Genomic DNA, 15,142 nt, shown 5'->3' with positions numbered 1-15,142 from the left:
GGGTGCTCCTTTGTCTGAAGGGTGGCTGACGGTTCTAGCCTATCAACCGCCCTAGAAAAGACCAGAAAAACCAGAAATACCCACCTAGTTCGTGGGTATTTCTGGTTTAAATGGTACCTACCGGGAAGGGTTGGTTACTTCTCGCCGTCCTTCTTAGGCTTGAAGTCCACGCCTGCTTCCTTACGCTGCTGCGCGGTAATCGGTGCAGGGGCTGCGGTCAGCGGGTCGTAGCCGCCACCGGTCTTGGGGAAGGCGATGACGTCGCGGATAGAGTCGGTGCCACCGATCAGCTGTAGCACGCGGTCCCAGCCAAAGGCGATACCGCCCATGGGGGGTGCGCCGAAGCTGAAGGCCTCCAGCAGGAAGCCGAACTTCTCCTGGGCCTCTTCCTCAGTAATGCCCATAACCTTGAAAACACGTTCCTGCACGTCGCGCTGGTGGATACGGATTGAACCGCCACCGATTTCGTTACCGTTGCAGACGATGTCGTAGGCATAGGCCAGAGCCTCACCGGGGTTCTCGTCAAAGGAGTCCAGGTACTCGGGCTTGGGTGAGGTGAAGGCGTGGTGTACAGCAGTCCAGGCTGAGTGGCCCAGGGCGACGTCGCCGGACGCGGTTGCGTCAGCTGCTGACTCGAACATGGGGGCATCCACCACCCAGACGAAGGACCAGTCGCCGTCCTTAATCAGGCCGGTGCGGTGGCCAATCTCAACGCGGGCTGCGCCCAGTAGGGCGCGGGAGGCCTTTGCCTCACCGGCTGCGAAGAAGATGCAGTCGCCGGGCTTGGCGCCGGTAGCCTCAGCCAGGCCCTCACGCTCAGCATCGGTGATGTTCTTAGCAACGGGGCCGGTCAGCTCGCCGTCCTCCTGAATCAGCACGTAGGCAAGACCTTTAGCACCGCGCTGCTTAGCCCATTCCTGCCAGGCATCCAGGGTGCGGCGGGCCTGGGAGGCGCCACCGGGCATCACAACGGCACCGACGTAGGGTGCCTTGAAGACGCGGAAGGTGGTGTCCTTGAAGTAGTCGGTCAGCTCGGTGAGTTCCAGGCCGAAGCGAAGGTCGGGCTTGTCAGAGCCGTACTTCTCCATGGCGTCCTTGTAGGTAATACGCTCGATGGGGCGGGGCACCTTGACGTCAATCAGGTTCCAGACGGCCTCAACGATACGCTCGCCCAGGTCGATGATGTCTTCCTGGTCAACGAAGGAAGCCTCGATATCCAGCTGGGTGAACTCGGGCTGACGGTCAGCGCGGAAGTCCTCGTCACGGTAGCAGCGGGCAATCTGGTAGTACTTCTCGATACCGCCCACCTGCAGCAGCTGCTTGAAGAGCTGGGGTGACTGGGGCAGGGCATACCAGGAGCCGGGTGCCAGACGGGCGGGCACCAGGAAGTCGCGGGCACCTTCGGGGGTGGAGCGAGTCAGGGTGGGGGTCTCAACCTCGGTGAAGTTCTGGCCGTGCAGCACCTCGCGGGCTGCGCGGTTTGCTTCTGAGCGCAGGCGCATCAGGCGGGCAGGCTCGGGGCGGCGCAGGTCGAGGTAGCGGTACTTGAGGCGGGCTTCTTCACCCACTTCAACGTGCTCATCAATCTGGAAGGGCAAGGGGGCTGAGGTATTGAGCACCTCGGTCTCCTTGACCATAACCTCGATTTCACCGGTGGTGAGGTTGGGGTTTTCGTTGCCCTCGGGGCGGCGGGTTACTTCGCCCACGACCTTGAGGACGTACTCGTTGCGCAGGTGCTCGAAGTCGGCTTCGTTGTGGAAGACAACCTGGGTGACGCCTTCGCGGTCACGCAGGTCAACGAAGGCCACGCCACCGTGGTCGCGACGGCGGGCTACCCAGCCAGAGAGGGTAACGGTTTCTCCGATGTTCTCGGCGGTTAGTTCGCCGAGGGTGTGAGTGCGTAGCACTGAGTTCCTTTCGATGGGGCACGGTACCGGGTGGCACTGTCTTAAGTTCAGTTTGCTCCCGATTTTACCGTGTTGTGGTGCGCCTGGCACCGGTTGGACGGGTGTGAATTAGGCGGTAGGGAGCACGCGCACGTGCAGGTCGTCGGCGGGCGGGGCCCAGGTGCCGGGGTCTGCAGCTACCTGCTCGCCGGTGCGGATGTCTTTCACCTCGTGGGTGAGTTCGCCGTTCTCCCCCGCTGAGGTGAACCAGACGAAGGGGATGCCGCGCTTTTCGGCGTACTTGATCTGCTTACCGAACTTGGCGGCGGTGGCTGAGACCTCGCAGGCGATACCGCGGGCGCGCAGGGCGTCGGCGACGTCCTGGGCACCTGACCACATATCGTCGTTGGTGAGGGCGATGAGGACGGCGGTGGGCACCTTGCGGGTTGCTTCGGCAAAGCCCTGGGACAGGATGCGGGCCACCAGGCGGGTCACGCCAATGGACAGGCCCACACCGGGGTAGGTCTTCTTGCCGTTTGAGGCCAGGGACTCGTAGCGGCCACCGGAGCAGATAGAACCCAGCTGTTCATGGCCTACCAGCACGGTCTCGTAGACGGTGCCGGTGTAGTAGTCCAGACCGCGGGCGATGGAAAGGTCAGCTACTACCTTGCCGGGGGCGCGCTTAGCTGCCTCACCGATAACCTCGGTCAGTTCAGCTAGGCCCTCTTCGAGCAGGTCATGGGTGACGCCCAGGGCACGTACCTGATCAGCAAAGGAGGTATCTTCAGCGCGGATACTGGCAAGCTTCAGGGCGGCAGCGGCCTGCTCATCGGTAGCACCGACCTCGTCCTTAAGAAGCTGGGCGACGGCGTCCGCACCGATCTTTTCAAGCTTATCGATATTGCGCAGCACCCCGGCGGTATCAGTCAAGCCAAGGCCCAGGTAGAAACCCTCAGAGAGCTTGCGGTTGTTCACCCGCAGCTTGAAGTCGGGAATGGGGAGCTTGGAGAGCGCGTCAACGATGACCAGAGCCAGCTCGACATCGTAGCGGAAGGGCAGGGCACCATCGCCCACGACGTCTACGTCGGCCTGGGTAAACTCGCGGGCGCGGCCCTCCTGGGGGCGTTCACCGCGCCAGACCTTTTGAATCTGGTAGCGCATAAAGGGGAAGGAAAGGTAGCCGGCGTTCTCTACCACGTAGCGGGCAAAGGGCACGGTTAGGTCAAAGTGTAGGGCCAGCTTTTCCTTCTTGCCGCCCCGGGCCTCGTCCGCATCGTCCAGCAGACGGGAGACCGCGTAGACCTCTTTATCGATATCTCCCTTACGCAGTAGCTGCTCGATGGTCTCTACCGAACGGGTCTCAATCGACGAAAAACCGTGAAGCTCAAAGGTCTCTCGCAAAGTATCGAGAACAAAATTCTCTACCAGGCGTTCCTCGGGCAGGTGCTCCGGAAAACCAGAAAGCGATTGTTTGCGAGCCATGTGCTCCCCTTTTATCGGTTGAAAACGGTCGAAGTAGGTTACGTGCCCTCGCGAAACAAGCGGTCTCACAGCAGAGCACAGTCCCTTTAATACTAGACCGAAGGCGCACCTGCCGGGTAATTGCACCCGCTTTCGCCCTAAACACGCTATGCTGGTAACTGCGCCACCTGCGCCCGATAGATTATTGCTGTCTCTTCGCGAAGCAGCAACCAGCCCTATCGACACGGCCCGGTCTGGTGCACTTTTCATTACTTAAACGGGGGTTCGCCCCCACTACTGATGCGAAAAGAGTTATAGCGGTGACTACCCAATCCGACGACACCACCCTCAACGTAGACCTCGACAAGGCCCGCAAATTCGGCCGCGTGGACGAGGACGGCCACGTTTTCGTTATCGTTGACGGTGAAGAATACGCAGTAGGCCAGGTACCCGGCGCATCTGCCGACGAAGCCCTCGGCTACTTTGCTCGCAAGTTTGAGAACTTTGAAGCCCAGGTTGCCCTGCTCGAAGAGCGCGTAGAGCGCAAGGCCAAGGCCGCTGACCTGCAGAAGGCAGCTGCCCACCTGGGTCAGCAGGTTGCTGTGCGCAACATGGTGGGCGACTACGCCGCCCTGCAGGAACGCCTGGTTGCCCTGGTTGGCAAGATCAATGAGCGTGAGGAAGCAGAGAAGACCGAGAGCGCCGAAGCTCGCCAGGCAGCCCTCGAAGCCCGCGAAGCTATCGTTTCTGAGGCTGAGGCTATCGTGGCTAAGGACGACTCCGCTATTCACTGGAAGAACTCCCACGCCCGCATGAACGAGCTCTTCGAAGAGTGGAAGAAGACCCAGAAAGAACACCACCTGGCCAAGAGCATCGAGGACGAGCTGTGGAAGCGTTTCCGCGCTGCCCGCACCAGCTTTGACCGCCGCCGCCGTGCCCACTTCTCCCAGCTCGATGAGGCTAATGCCAAGGCTAAGCGCGTGAAGGAAGCCCTCATCGCTGAGGCTGAGGCTCTGCAGAACTCCACCGACTGGGCAGCTACCGCCGCTAAGTACCGCGATCTGATGGACCAGTGGAAGGCAGCCCCCCGCGGCACCCGCAAGGAAGATGACGCCCTGTGGGCCCGCTTCCGTGCAGCCCAGGACGTCTTCTTCGACGCCCGCACCGCGGTGAACGCTGAGCTGGATAAGGAATTTGAGGCGAACCTGAAGGCTAAGGAAGCCCTGCTGGAAGAGGCCCGCGGCATTCTGCCCGTTACCGATATCGCTGCGGCTAAGAAGGCCCTTGAGGGTATTCTGGACCGCTGGGAAGCTATCGGACGCGTGCCCCGCAACTCGGTGCGCCGCGTTGAGCAGGAGCTGCGTAAGGTTCAGGACGAAATCCACCGCGCCGAGAACGCCAAGTGGCAGAAGACCGACCCGGCTAAGCAGGCTCGCGCTAACTCCATGCTGACCCAGCTGGAGGACGCCATCGCCGGTCTTGAAGCCGACCTGGCCAAGGCTGAGGCCAGCGGCAACGCCCAGAAGATCAAGAAGGCCCAGGAAGCCCTGGACGCCCGCAAGCAGTGGCTTGAGACCCTCAAGGTTTCTTCTGCTGAGTTTGGCGCCTAAACCTCAGCTTTATCTGTGACGTCTTTGTGACGCAGAATCCCCCGTCTACCGGCCGGTAGACGGGGGATTTTTGTGGATAAGTAATTTTAGGCGGGAAAGTTATCCACAGCCTGACAACTTTTTATCGTGCACCTGCATCTGATGTGCTAAAACGTAGTCATGGAACATCTCAACTCACTCGGTGCCCTCTCTGAGCTCCCCTTCCCTCTGGCTCCAGCGCCCGGGGCCGCACCCCACTCCCTCAACGTCGTTGCCTGCGATAGTACCTCCTACGCCCCGGCTCACCTCACACAGGATGAAGCCGATACGACGCAGGAGCCGTACACACTCGTCCGCCTCTACTCACAGCAGACCACGGGGCTACCCGCTCAGCAGTGGCGTGAGTTCATCAAAGAACGCGAACTAGTGCATTTTCACCGGGGCATCTACAGGCAGGCTGACGACGAGCCCACCCCGCTTATGCGGGCAGCCAGCCTGGGTTTACTTACCCCGGCAGGCTACCACCATCGGATTCGCTACTGCAGAACCACCGCAGCCTGGGTGTTGGGCTACCTGCCCGAGCTACCCGAAGGGCGACTGCATGTAGACTACGACCGCGATAACCGGTGCAATCTCCCCCGCTCCTACCGGGCAGACTTTGCCACCCATCAGGCCCAGCTTCGTCCCTATGACACCATGACTATTGGGCCGATTCGTCTGACCACGCCACTGAAAACGGCCCTAGATATCATTACCCACTCGGTCGATGAGGGCGACCTGGCTATCGTCAAAGCAATCCTGCTCGATAGCCAGAACAGTGTTACTCCTGAGCTTCTGCTCCAGAGTGCCCGGGAGCAGATGAGCCTTAAAGCTACAGCCTTGCTCAGGGCCCAGCACCTGGCCCACCAGCTTGAGGCGGCAGAAATAGCCGGGGTCTAGTCCTGCTGGTTCATGAGCGGACGCGAGCCGGTCAGGCGGTAGGCATTATAGATGCCGGGGACGTTGCGAATCTGGTTCAGCAGGTGCTCCATCATGAAGCGGTCAGAGAGCTCTACGGTGTAGCGGTTGACCACAAACCGTTCGTCGCTGGTGTGAACCTTGGCGTCCACGATATTGCAACCGGCCTCAGAAATAACCCGGATGGTGTCTGAGAGCAGGGCCTTACGGTCGATGCCCTCCACCTGGATCGAAACCCGGTAGACGGAGTTACCGTGCGATGCCCACTCCACCGCGGTCTGGCGGGGGTCGTCAGCCTGGCTCAGTACGTTGGGGCAGTCGGTACGGTGCACCGAGATACCCTGCAAGCGGGTGACGATGCCGACAATGTCGTCGGGCGGTACGGGGGTGCAGCAGCGGGCAATCTTGGTCAAGATACCCTCAGCACCGGGAACAACCACACCATTGTCGTCACCGACCGAGCGGCGGTTAGATACCAGTGAGGCGTCGAAGCTATCGAGCTCAAGGGTCTGATCGACATCGTCCTCACCGTAGTAGAGGTTCACCAGGGAGGTAATAACGGCCTGGGTCTCTACCTCGTTCTCACCCACAGCGTGGTAAAGAGTAGCGACATCGTGCTTGTGGAGATCCTGGGCCACCTGCAGCATGAGCTCCGGTGTCATCATCTTGGTCAGGGGCAGCTCGTGCTGGCGCATGGCCTTCACTACGCGCTCCTTGCCCCGGTTCATGGCTTCGAGACGGCGACCCTTGGCGTAGTGCTGGCGAATCTTGGTGCGCGCCTTGCTGGTGCGCACGAACTTGAGCCAGTCCTCGCTCGGGGCGTGGTTCTCGTCCTTAGTCGTCTGAATCTCAACCGTTGAGGCTGTTTCGAGCTCGGTGTGCAGGGGCACCAACTTACCGTTGACTTTAGCGCCAATGGTGCGGTCCCCCACCTCGGTGTGGATAGCGTAGGCAAAGTCAACCGGGGTTGAGCCCACCGGCAGGCTAATAGGCTTACCCTGCGGAGTCAGCACCACAATCTCATCGGTCTCAAGCCGCTCAGACAGCTGCTGGTAGAATTGCTCAGACTCGGGGTTGGAGTTCGAAATCTCAGAAATCGACTGCAAAATGCCGATGTTGAAGGCAGCGGTCTGGGTGCTAGGTTCCTTGGGTGAAAGGTCTACCTTTTCACCGCGGGAGGCAGCCTTGTACCGCCAGTGGGCAGCCACACCGTACTCAGCCTCTTCGTGCATCTTGTAGGTGCGGATCTGGATTTCTAGGGGCAGGCCGCCGGGCCCGTGCACCGTCATGTGCAGTGACTGGTAGTGGTTGTGCTTGGGCTGCTTGATGTAGTCCTTGAAGCGCCCAGGAACCGCCATCCACAGGGACATCACGTGCCCCAGGGCGGTGTAGCAATCGTTCTCGTCCTCGACCATGATGCGCACGGCCAGAATATCGTTGATGTCGTCGAAGCTCTTACCCTTGGTCTTCATCTTCTGATGAATGGAGTAGTAGTGCTTGGGGCGGCCCGTTACGGTGGCCTCAATACCTACCTGGGCCAGGCGATCCTCAATCGTCACGCGGGCCTCGGCCAGGTACTTTTCGAGCTTAGGGGTACGCTCGCCCACCATCCGCACAATCTCGGCGTAGATATCGGGGCTCATAGCGGCAAAGGAGAGGTCTTCCAGCTCCCACTTGATGGTGTTCAGGCCCAGGCGGTGGGCCAGTGGGGCATAGATCTGCAGGGTCTCTTCGGCCTTACGCGCCGCGGAGGCACCGGAGACAAACCGCCAGGTACGGGCATTGTGCAGGCGGTCAGCCAGTTTGATGAGCAACACGCGCACATCCTGCGACATCGAGATAACCAGCTTGCGAATTGTCTCAATGGGGGCGTTGTCACCATAGCTGACCTTATCAAGCTTGGTCACACCGTCAACCAGATAGGCGACCTCGGTACCGAAATCAGCAGTGAGCTGCTCCTGGGTGTACTCGGTATCTTCGACCGTATCGTGCAGCAGACCAGCAACCAGCACGGGGCCGGTAGCACCTATCTCAGCCAGAATGGTCGTCACGGCTACCGGGTGGGTGATGTAAGGGTCCCCGCTCTTGCGCTTCTGCCCCCGGTGGTAGTGGTTAGCGACCTGGAAAGCCCGCTGCAGCACCTCAAGGTCTTCATCGGGGTGGTACTTCTTGACGGTGCGAATCACCGGCGCTAGCACCGGAGAAAAACGCGGGGCGGGGCCCTCCTGCTGCTCCCGCCCAAACACCAGGCGGGTCGGCACACGCCCCGAAGCAGACATGACCCGGTGCGACCCGCGAACCGGCCGCTTACCCTCTGCGCGAGAATCCTTCTGGCTGCTCTCTTCTGACCGGCTCATGCCCAATTCCCCCTCAAACTGAAATACTCGTGTGGGACTATCTTAGATTAATTCCACACTGCGCGTAACAAAAACGGGAGCGGACTGTCATCCACTCCCGTTTCTAGGGTAAAACGCCTAGCTGTTTGGTCTACTTGCTATCGAGGTTAACCGAATGCACGGTGACCATCACCGGGGCATCCTGCTGCCCGCTGGCGTCCTCACGCTCTTCGCCCGCTTCAACCTGCCCCTGGCGGGCACGGCGGACGAGCTCGGTATGCTCACGCACGCCCTTCTCGCCCAGGCGCAGGGCAGCGTAGGTAGGAGCCGCTACAAAGAGGGTGCCCAGGGTACCGATGATGATACCGACGAAGAGGGCCAGGGAGAGATCCTTGAGGGTACCCGCCCCCAAGAGCAGGGCGCCGATAAAGAGAATCGATCCCACCGGCAAAATACCCACAATCGAGGTGTTGATAGAACGCACCAGGGTCTGGTTAACCGCCAGGTTCACCTGCTCAGCGAAAGTGGTGTCGCGGCGCTTCACTAGCCCCTCGGTGTTCTCACGAATCTTATCGAAAACCACCACGGTGTCGTAGAGAGAGTAGCTCAACACGGTCAGGAAGCCGATAATCGCACTGGGGGTAATCTCAAAACCGATGAGAGCGTACAGGCCCACGGTAGTCACGATGGTAAAGATCAGGCCAGCAATTGCCGAGACCGACATCTTCCAGGTACGGAAGTACAGGGCCATACCGATCATCACCAGCAGAATAAACCAGACCAGACCCACCAGAGCCTGCTGAGTCACCCCGGCACCCCAGGTGGGGCCCACGAAGGACGAGGTCACCTGGTCAGAGCTCACGCCGTAGGCCGACTGCAGGGCCTGACCCACAGCCAGAGTCTCATCGTCGGTCAGCTCACTCATCTGAGCGCGTACGGTACCCGCAGCGATATTAGTGACGCGCACGTCGGTCGCCTCGGGGGCGGCGTCCGCAATCGCCTGCTGACCGATAGAAATATCGGTATCAGCCACCTGCGACACGGTGAACTCAGAACCACCGCGGAACTCAATACCCAGATTGAAGCCACCGCGCACCACCGGCACCAGGGCCGCCAGCACAACCAGGGCCAGGGCAATCGTCAGCCACAAACGACGCTTAGGCACAAACCCAAACGACCGCTGACCAGAATGCAGTTCATTACCGAACTGAGCAAGTTTATTAGCCACGGCGGGTCTCCTCGGTAGTGGTGGAATATGCGGCAGGCAGGGGCTCCGCATCAGCACTCCCCTGCTCCGCTTCGGCTTCAGCCGCCTCAGCGGCAAGGCGCTCGCGGCGCTTACGCTCAGCCAGAGAGAGGGAACCTTCGGCTTCCTCAGGGGTGCGGACGCGCCCCGCACCCCGGTAGAGCGGGGTTGAGCCGAGGGCTACCGGGTCCATGCCAGAGAAGCGTCCGCCGTTACGGAAGTAGTCCTTGCGGCCCAGCAGAACCATAAGCGGGTGGATGAAGAGGAAGGTGATAATCAGGTCTGAAATAGCGGTGAGACCCAGGGTGAAGGCAAAGCCGCGCACGTTACCAACCGAGGCGAAGTAAAGCACTACAGCGGCCAGCAGGTTCACGGCCTTGGAGGCCATGATGGTGCGCTTGGCCCGCAGCCAGCCGTGGTCGATAGCGGCAGGGATGGTGCGGCCGGCACGAATCTCATCGCGAATACGTTCAAAGTAAACGATAAAGGAGTCTGCCATCAGACCGATTGACACAATCAGACCGGCCACGCCCGCCAGCGACAGGCGGTAGTTCATCAGGTGACCCAGCAATACGATCACACCGTAGGAGAGCAGGCCAGCCACGATAATCGAGGTGATATTGACCAGGCCCACCAGGCGGTACTGGAAGAGGGAGTAGATAAACACCAGCAGCAGGCCAATCAGACCGGCAATCAGACCCATCTTCAGCTGGTCAGCACCCAGGGTTGCAGAAATCTGCTGTTCTGACTGGATAGTGAAGCTAATGGGCAGGGCACCGTACTTGAGCTGCTCAGCCAGGTTGGCTGCCTCTTCTTCGGTAAAGTTACCGGTGATCTGGGGCTGGCCGTTGGTAATCACTGCCTGGGTAACGGGGGAAGAGAGCACCTGACCGTCCAGCATGATGGCGAAACGGGCGCGGGGGTCGGACGCGTTAGTGCCGCGAATAGCGTTCAGGCGGGTGGTGACGTCCTTAAAGGTCTGGGTAGCAGCCTCGTTGAAGACGATGTTCACACCCCACTGGCCGGTCGCGTAACCGGTTGAGCTAGCCACCTGGGAGTAGGAGGCTGTATCGATATCGGTACCCTCAATTTCGATGGGGCCCAGGATGTACTTTTCACTTCCGTCTGAGGCACAGGCGACAATGGCGGAGTTGGGGTCCTGGTTAGAGGTATCGACGTTGGCGGGTACGGTGCAGTCCAGCTGCTCGTACTGGCGCCAGAGGTCGCCAGTAACCCAGTTGTAGTCCGACCCGTCGGTGGGTTCAGCCGTCGGTGAGGGTAGGGCGTCCTCGGCAGCGGCAGCGTCCGCCGCAACCGCCTGCGGGGTGCCAGCGTTAATGACCGCGCGGAAGCTCATTTGCGCCGAGGTCTGAATCAGGTCACGGGTTTCGGAGCTCAAAGTGCCGGGTACAGAAACCACGACGTTCTGGCCCGACTGGGTGGTCACTTCTGCTTCCGCTACACCCGCGCCGTCAACGCGCTGGCGGATAATTTCAACAGCCTGGTCGAGCTGCTCAGTGGTAATGGCTTCGCCCGAGGAGTCGTTAACCTCGGGTGACAGGATGAGCTGGGTACCGCCAGAGAGGTCTAGGGCCAGCTTGGGCAGCCAGCTGCCCCCGGAAAAGGTGGTGCCGAAGATTCCTCCGGCGAGTAAGAGCAGCACCAGGGCCATCGAGGCAAGTGCCCCTCTGGCTTTGGTGACGTTGGATGGTTGAGCCATCGGTGCCCCTTCAGGTGAGTGGGTTCGTGAAACGTGAAAAAGCGCGCCACCTCTGAATCTAGAGGTAGCGCACCCTAAGCTGTGGTTTAGTTTTTGGGATCGTCTGCGACTTCACCCTGGATGACAGGACGCTCGGCGTCGGCTACCGGTGCGGTAGCGGTGTCTTCCTCGATGCTGGTGACAGTCATAAGGTGAACCTTAGCCACGGTGCCCGGAGCGATTTCCAGGTGGGCGGTGTTGGCTTCCTTGTCGATAGAGACAACAGAGCCGTAGAGACCAAAGTTAGTCATGACCTGGGTGCCGGGCACCATGGCGTCCTGACGTTCCTTAATCTGCTGCTGGGCTTTCTTGGCGCGGCGGGCCGGTAGCACGATGAGCACCAGCATCATGATGCCCAGAAGTAGGAGCATAAACAGGGGTGAGCCTGACTGCACGAGAATCCCTCTTAACGTAGTTGGTGGGGGTGAACAAACTAAGTCCCCATTCTATGCCAAGTTCCTTGCAGTTGGCTGGTTACCCTCTGATATTACAGGGGCGGACGGCTAGGGCAGCTCGGGTGCCTCTAGCCCCAGGTGCTCCCAGGCAGCGGGTAGGGCAACTCGCCCACGGGGGGTTCGCCCGATCAGGCCCTCGCGTACCAGGTAGGGCTCGGCGACGGTCTCAACGGTTTCGGTCTCTTCGCCCACCGCAATAGCCAGGGTGGAGAGGCCCACCGGTCCCCCGCCGAACTTGGTAATCAGAGCTTCAAGCACCGCACGGTCTAGGCGGTCCAGGCCGCGCTCATCGACCTCGTACATGTTGAGGGCTGTTGCTGCCGCTGAGGCCTCGATACGGTCGATGCCGTTGACCAGAGCCCAGTCGCGCACGCGACGCAGCAGGCGGTTGGCGATTCGGGGTGTACCCCGGGACCGACCCGCAATCTCTGCAAAGCCCTCGGGGCTAATGTTGAGTTCCATCAGGCCAGCAGACCGGCGGATTACACTCTCTAGCTCGGTAACCGAGTAGAACTCCAGGTGGCCGGTAAAGCCGAAGCGGTCACGCAGGGGCCCGGGCAGCAGACCCGCGCGGGTGGTTGCCCCCACCAGGGTGAAGGGCGGCAGCTCCAGGGGAATAGAGGTTGCCCCGGCACCCTTGCCCACCACGATATCCACACGGAAGTCTTCCATGGCCATATAGAGCATCTCTTCAGCCGGGCGGCTCATACGGTGAATTTCATCAAGAAAGAGCACTTCGCCGGGGGTGAGCGACGAAAGAATCGCAGCCAGGTCACCCGAGTGCTGAATAGCCGGGCCGGAGGTGATACGCAGGGGGGCGTCCATTTCGGCAGCAATAATCATCGCCAGGGTAGTCTTACCCAGACCGGGAGGACCCGACAGGAGCACATGGTCGGCCGAGCGTCCGCGCATCTTCGATGCCTCAAGCACCAGCGACAGCTGCTGACGCACGCGCTGCTGCCCCACAAAGTCATCAAGAGACTTGGGGCGCAGGGCCGCCTCAATCATTTTTTCTTCTGGCTCTTCATCCATCGAAACCAGGCGTTGGCCGGGAATCTGGCCATCGGCGTGAGGGAACTGGCTCATACTCTACCTATCGCCCCACTGTATTCTGGTTCCCCAGCGAAGCTAGTACAGCCCGCAGAGCTTCGGCAACGCCCATGGTTTCAGCCTTCGGGTTGTGCTCAATGAAGGACTCAATAGCGCTCACGGCGTCCCGCTCGTTCCAGCCCAGGCTGGTCAGAGCATCCTGTACCTGGGGCTTCCAGCTCACACCCTGGTCGATAGGCAGCTGGTCGGTAGCGCCGTCCGCCAAAATCAGCTTGCCAGCAAGCTCAAGGACGATGCGGCGCGCCCCCTTAGGGCCAATACCGGGAACCTTGGTGAAAGCCTTATCGTCACCGGTTGCCACAGCACGCTCAACCTCAGCCGGGGTATGCACGCCCAACACGGCCAGGGCAATGCGCGGGCCGATACCCGACACCGATAGCATCATGTCAAAGACCTCACGCTCAGCAGGCTCAGCAAAGCCGTAGAGGGTCATGGAGTCCTCACGCACAATCATGGTGGTCAGAACCGTAGCCTTCTCCCCCAGGCGCAGCTGCGAAGCTGTACGGGCATTGAGATGCACCAGCATGCCAAAACCGTTAACGTCGATAACAGCGGTCTCCAACCCCAGATGGGTCACGGTACCGGTCAGTGAGCTAATCATGAAACCAATTCTATTCGAATATATGTACTAATACAAGAAGCGTGCGTCTTGTATGTTACGGGCAAGCGGCGGACTCACGCTCGCTGCCGACCCTCTCACGCGACTCGCTGCGCTCGTTACGCGATTCACGCCCCGCCTAACGGCGGATTCCGTTCGCTCTTGCGTACTGCCACACCCGCTCACTACATCGAGCCAGCAGCTTCGCTGTGAGTCCACCGCTTACCCAAACAGCCCTGCCCTATCTTCGTGCCCTGGCCTCCGCCTCCAGCCAGGCCCGCTGGGCGGGGGTAAGCTGGGACGCTCGCCGTGCTGCCGCCGGATTCGACCCCTGATGAGTCTGAGTAGTGGCTGCCATGTTGATGCCGGAGCCGATACCACCGCCACGCCAACCGTGGCAGATAGCAAGGGCGAGGGCGTCCGCCGCGTCCGCCGGTTTGGGCATGGCGTCAAGCCCCAAAATGCGGGTAACCATGCGCCCCACCGATGCCTTGTCGGCGCGTCCTGAACCTGTCACCGCAGCCTTCACCTCTGAGGGCGTGTGGAAGTGCACCGGCACGCCGCGCGCAGCGGCAGCCGCAATTACCACGCCGGAGGCATGGGCAGTACCAATCACGGTATTGACCTGCTCCTGGGCAAAAACTCGCTCAATTGCCAGGGCGTCGGGCTGGTAGGTGTCGAGCCAGGCCTCGGCAGCGCGCAGAATCTTGAGGATGCGGGCGTCCAGACTCTCCGAAGCGGCGGTACCTGCTACTCCCACGTTGACGAAGTGGGCCTTGCGGTTGGCCGTCATATCGACCAAACCGAAACCGCACCTGGTGAGGCCCGGATCGACCCCCAGAATGCGGGCAGCGCCCGGAACTCGCGGGGCGGGTTCCGGGCGCTGGTGTGAGGTGCCGTGAGCCGGGGCCACGCGCTCCTCCTTTCCCTGCTGGTTACTCAGCTTCGAGCTCGGCCATAACGGCTTCGCTGATGTCTGCGTTGGAGTAGACGTTCTGTACGTCATCCAGTTCTTCGATGGCGTCAGCGAGCTTGAGGAACTTCTTAGCACCTTCGGCGTCGAGGTCTACCTGCATGGTGGGGCGGAAGACCGGGTCGTCGTTGTTGTACTCGAGCTCGGCCTCTTCCAGAGCCTTGCGGATGGCGGGCAGGTCGGTTGCCTCGGAGACAACGGTGAAGATCTCGTCTTCGTCGATGACTTCCTCAGCGCCGGCGTCGAGCACTGCCATGAGGACGTCGTCCTCGGTCAGACCCTCGGTCTTAGCAACTTCGGCAACGCCCTTGCGCTCGAAGAGGAAGGCTACGGAGCCGGAGTCTGCCATGGTGCCGCCGTTGCGGGTGACGGCGGTGCGAACCTCGGCGGCTGCGCGGTTGCGGTTGTCGGTCAGACATTCGATGTAGAGGGCGGTACCCTGGGGGCCGCGGGCCTCGTACATGATTTCGGTGTAGTCAACGGCTTCACCGGTCAGGCCGGCGCCGCGCTTGATAGCGCGCTCAACGTTGTCGTTGGGAACCGAGTTCTTCTTGGCCTTTGAGACTGCAAGGTCGAGGGCGGGGTTACCTGCCGGGTCGGGGCCACCCATACGAGCTGCAACTTCAATTGCCTTGATGTACTTAGCGAAGGCCTTGGCGCGCTTGGCGTCGATGGCAGCCTTCTTGTGCTTGGTAGTGGCCCATTTGGAGTGACCTGACATGATTCTCCTTGTTCGTCTGGTGCGCCCGCACGCGGGCGGGCGCGATGTACC

The 15,142-nt window shown here is 60.8% G+C and carries 12 protein-coding genes; 2 read left to right on the top strand and 10 right to left on the bottom strand.

Annotated elements, in window-relative coordinates; genetic code table 11:
* Positions 1-134 precede the first annotated feature (134 nt).
* Together aspS and hisS are read right to left on the bottom strand one after the other, a co-directional pair.
* Positions 135-1,907: an aspartate--tRNA ligase gene (gene aspS / locus L7A20_RS05645; protein WP_237193856.1), complete on the bottom strand. Its 1,773-nt coding sequence runs from the start codon at positions 1,905-1,907 to the stop codon at positions 135-137.
* A 108-nt stretch (positions 1,908-2,015) separates the two neighbouring features.
* Positions 2,016-3,368 (bottom strand): histidine--tRNA ligase, encoded by a 1,353-nt coding sequence (gene hisS, locus L7A20_RS05640; RefSeq protein WP_237210497.1) that lies wholly within the window; start codon positions 3,366-3,368, stop codon positions 2,016-2,018.
* Between the two features lie 299 nt (positions 3,369-3,667).
* Here hisS and L7A20_RS05635 point away from each other — a divergent pair, with 299 nt between their 5' ends.
* The gene (locus L7A20_RS05635) at positions 3,668-4,957 is read left to right on the top strand and encodes a DUF349 domain-containing protein (protein WP_237222710.1); all 1,290 of its coding nucleotides are present in this window, start codon (positions 3,668-3,670) and stop codon (positions 4,955-4,957) included.
* Between the two features lie 159 nt (positions 4,958-5,116).
* Complete coding sequence (locus L7A20_RS05630; RefSeq protein ID WP_237222709.1) at positions 5,117-5,875, top strand: type IV toxin-antitoxin system AbiEi family antitoxin; 759 nt, start codon at positions 5,117-5,119, stop codon at positions 5,873-5,875.
* On the opposite strand, the gene L7A20_RS05625 is transcribed toward L7A20_RS05630, so the two are convergent.
* From L7A20_RS05625 to L7A20_RS05590, 8 genes are all read right to left on the bottom strand, one after another.
* On the bottom strand, positions 5,872-8,250 hold the full coding sequence (locus L7A20_RS05625) for a RelA/SpoT family protein (protein WP_237222708.1): 2,379 nt from the start codon (positions 8,248-8,250) through the stop codon (positions 5,872-5,874). The two genes, L7A20_RS05630 and L7A20_RS05625, sit on opposite strands and share 4 nt — an antisense overlap.
* A gap of 130 nt (positions 8,251-8,380) precedes the next feature.
* Positions 8,381-9,457, bottom strand: a complete 1,077-nt coding sequence (gene secF, locus L7A20_RS05620) for a protein translocase subunit SecF (protein WP_237222707.1) — start codon at positions 9,455-9,457, stop codon at positions 8,381-8,383.
* Positions 9,450-11,195, bottom strand: coding sequence for a protein translocase subunit SecD (secD, locus tag L7A20_RS05615; protein ID WP_237222706.1), 1,746 nt, complete (start codon positions 11,193-11,195; stop codon positions 9,450-9,452). The genes secF and secD overlap by 8 nt, the downstream gene beginning before the upstream one ends.
* Before the next feature lie 86 nt (positions 11,196-11,281).
* Complete coding sequence (locus L7A20_RS05610) at positions 11,282-11,629, bottom strand: preprotein translocase subunit YajC (RefSeq protein ID WP_237206584.1); 348 nt, start codon at positions 11,627-11,629, stop codon at positions 11,282-11,284.
* A 108-nt stretch (positions 11,630-11,737) separates the two neighbouring features.
* A complete protein-coding gene (ruvB, locus tag L7A20_RS05605; RefSeq protein WP_185174666.1) occupies positions 11,738-12,775 on the bottom strand; it encodes a Holliday junction branch migration DNA helicase RuvB in 1,038 nt (345 codons plus the stop codon).
* 7 nt (positions 12,776-12,782) lie between these two features.
* A complete protein-coding gene (gene ruvA, locus L7A20_RS05600; RefSeq protein ID WP_237193875.1) occupies positions 12,783-13,400 on the bottom strand; it encodes a Holliday junction branch migration protein RuvA in 618 nt (205 codons plus the stop codon).
* Positions 13,401-13,638: 238 nt separating this feature from the next.
* The gene (gene ruvC, locus L7A20_RS05595) at positions 13,639-14,310 is read right to left on the bottom strand and encodes a crossover junction endodeoxyribonuclease RuvC (protein WP_237222705.1); all 672 of its coding nucleotides are present in this window, start codon (positions 14,308-14,310) and stop codon (positions 13,639-13,641) included.
* Between the two features lie 22 nt (positions 14,311-14,332).
* On the bottom strand, positions 14,333-15,091 hold the full coding sequence (locus L7A20_RS05590) for a YebC/PmpR family DNA-binding transcriptional regulator (protein ID WP_237210490.1): 759 nt from the start codon (positions 15,089-15,091) through the stop codon (positions 14,333-14,335).
* Positions 15,092-15,142 lie beyond the last annotated feature (51 nt).

This window comes from Rothia nasimurium (genome assembly GCF_928381415.1).
GTDB lineage: Bacteria > Actinomycetota > Actinomycetes > Actinomycetales > Micrococcaceae > Rothia > Rothia nasimurium_H.
The sequence above is the reverse complement of the archived record's forward strand: the minus strand, read 5'-3'. Positions and strand labels throughout refer to the sequence as shown.

Excerpts from the sequence above, each read along its gene's own strand:
- hisS (WP_237210497.1), bottom strand. The coding sequence starts at position 3,368 with ATGGCTCGCAAACAATCGCTTTCTGGTTTTCCGGAGCACCTGCCCGAG.
- L7A20_RS05630 (WP_237222709.1), top strand. The coding sequence starts at position 5,117 with ATGGAACATCTCAACTCACTCGGTGCCCTCTCTGAGCTCCCCTTCCCT.
- L7A20_RS05625 (WP_237222708.1), bottom strand. The coding sequence starts at position 8,250 with ATGAGCCGGTCAGAAGAGAGCAGCCAGAAGGATTCTCGCGCAGAGGGT.
- secD (WP_237222706.1), bottom strand. The coding sequence starts at position 11,195 with ATGGCTCAACCATCCAACGTCACCAAAGCCAGAGGGGCACTTGCCTCG.
- ruvB (WP_185174666.1), bottom strand. The coding sequence starts at position 12,775 with ATGAGCCAGTTCCCTCACGCCGATGGCCAGATTCCCGGCCAACGCCTG.
- ruvA (WP_237193875.1), bottom strand. The coding sequence starts at position 13,400 with ATGATTAGCTCACTGACCGGTACCGTGACCCATCTGGGGTTGGAGACC.
- L7A20_RS05590 (WP_237210490.1), bottom strand. The coding sequence starts at position 15,091 with ATGTCAGGTCACTCCAAATGGGCCACTACCAAGCACAAGAAGGCTGCC.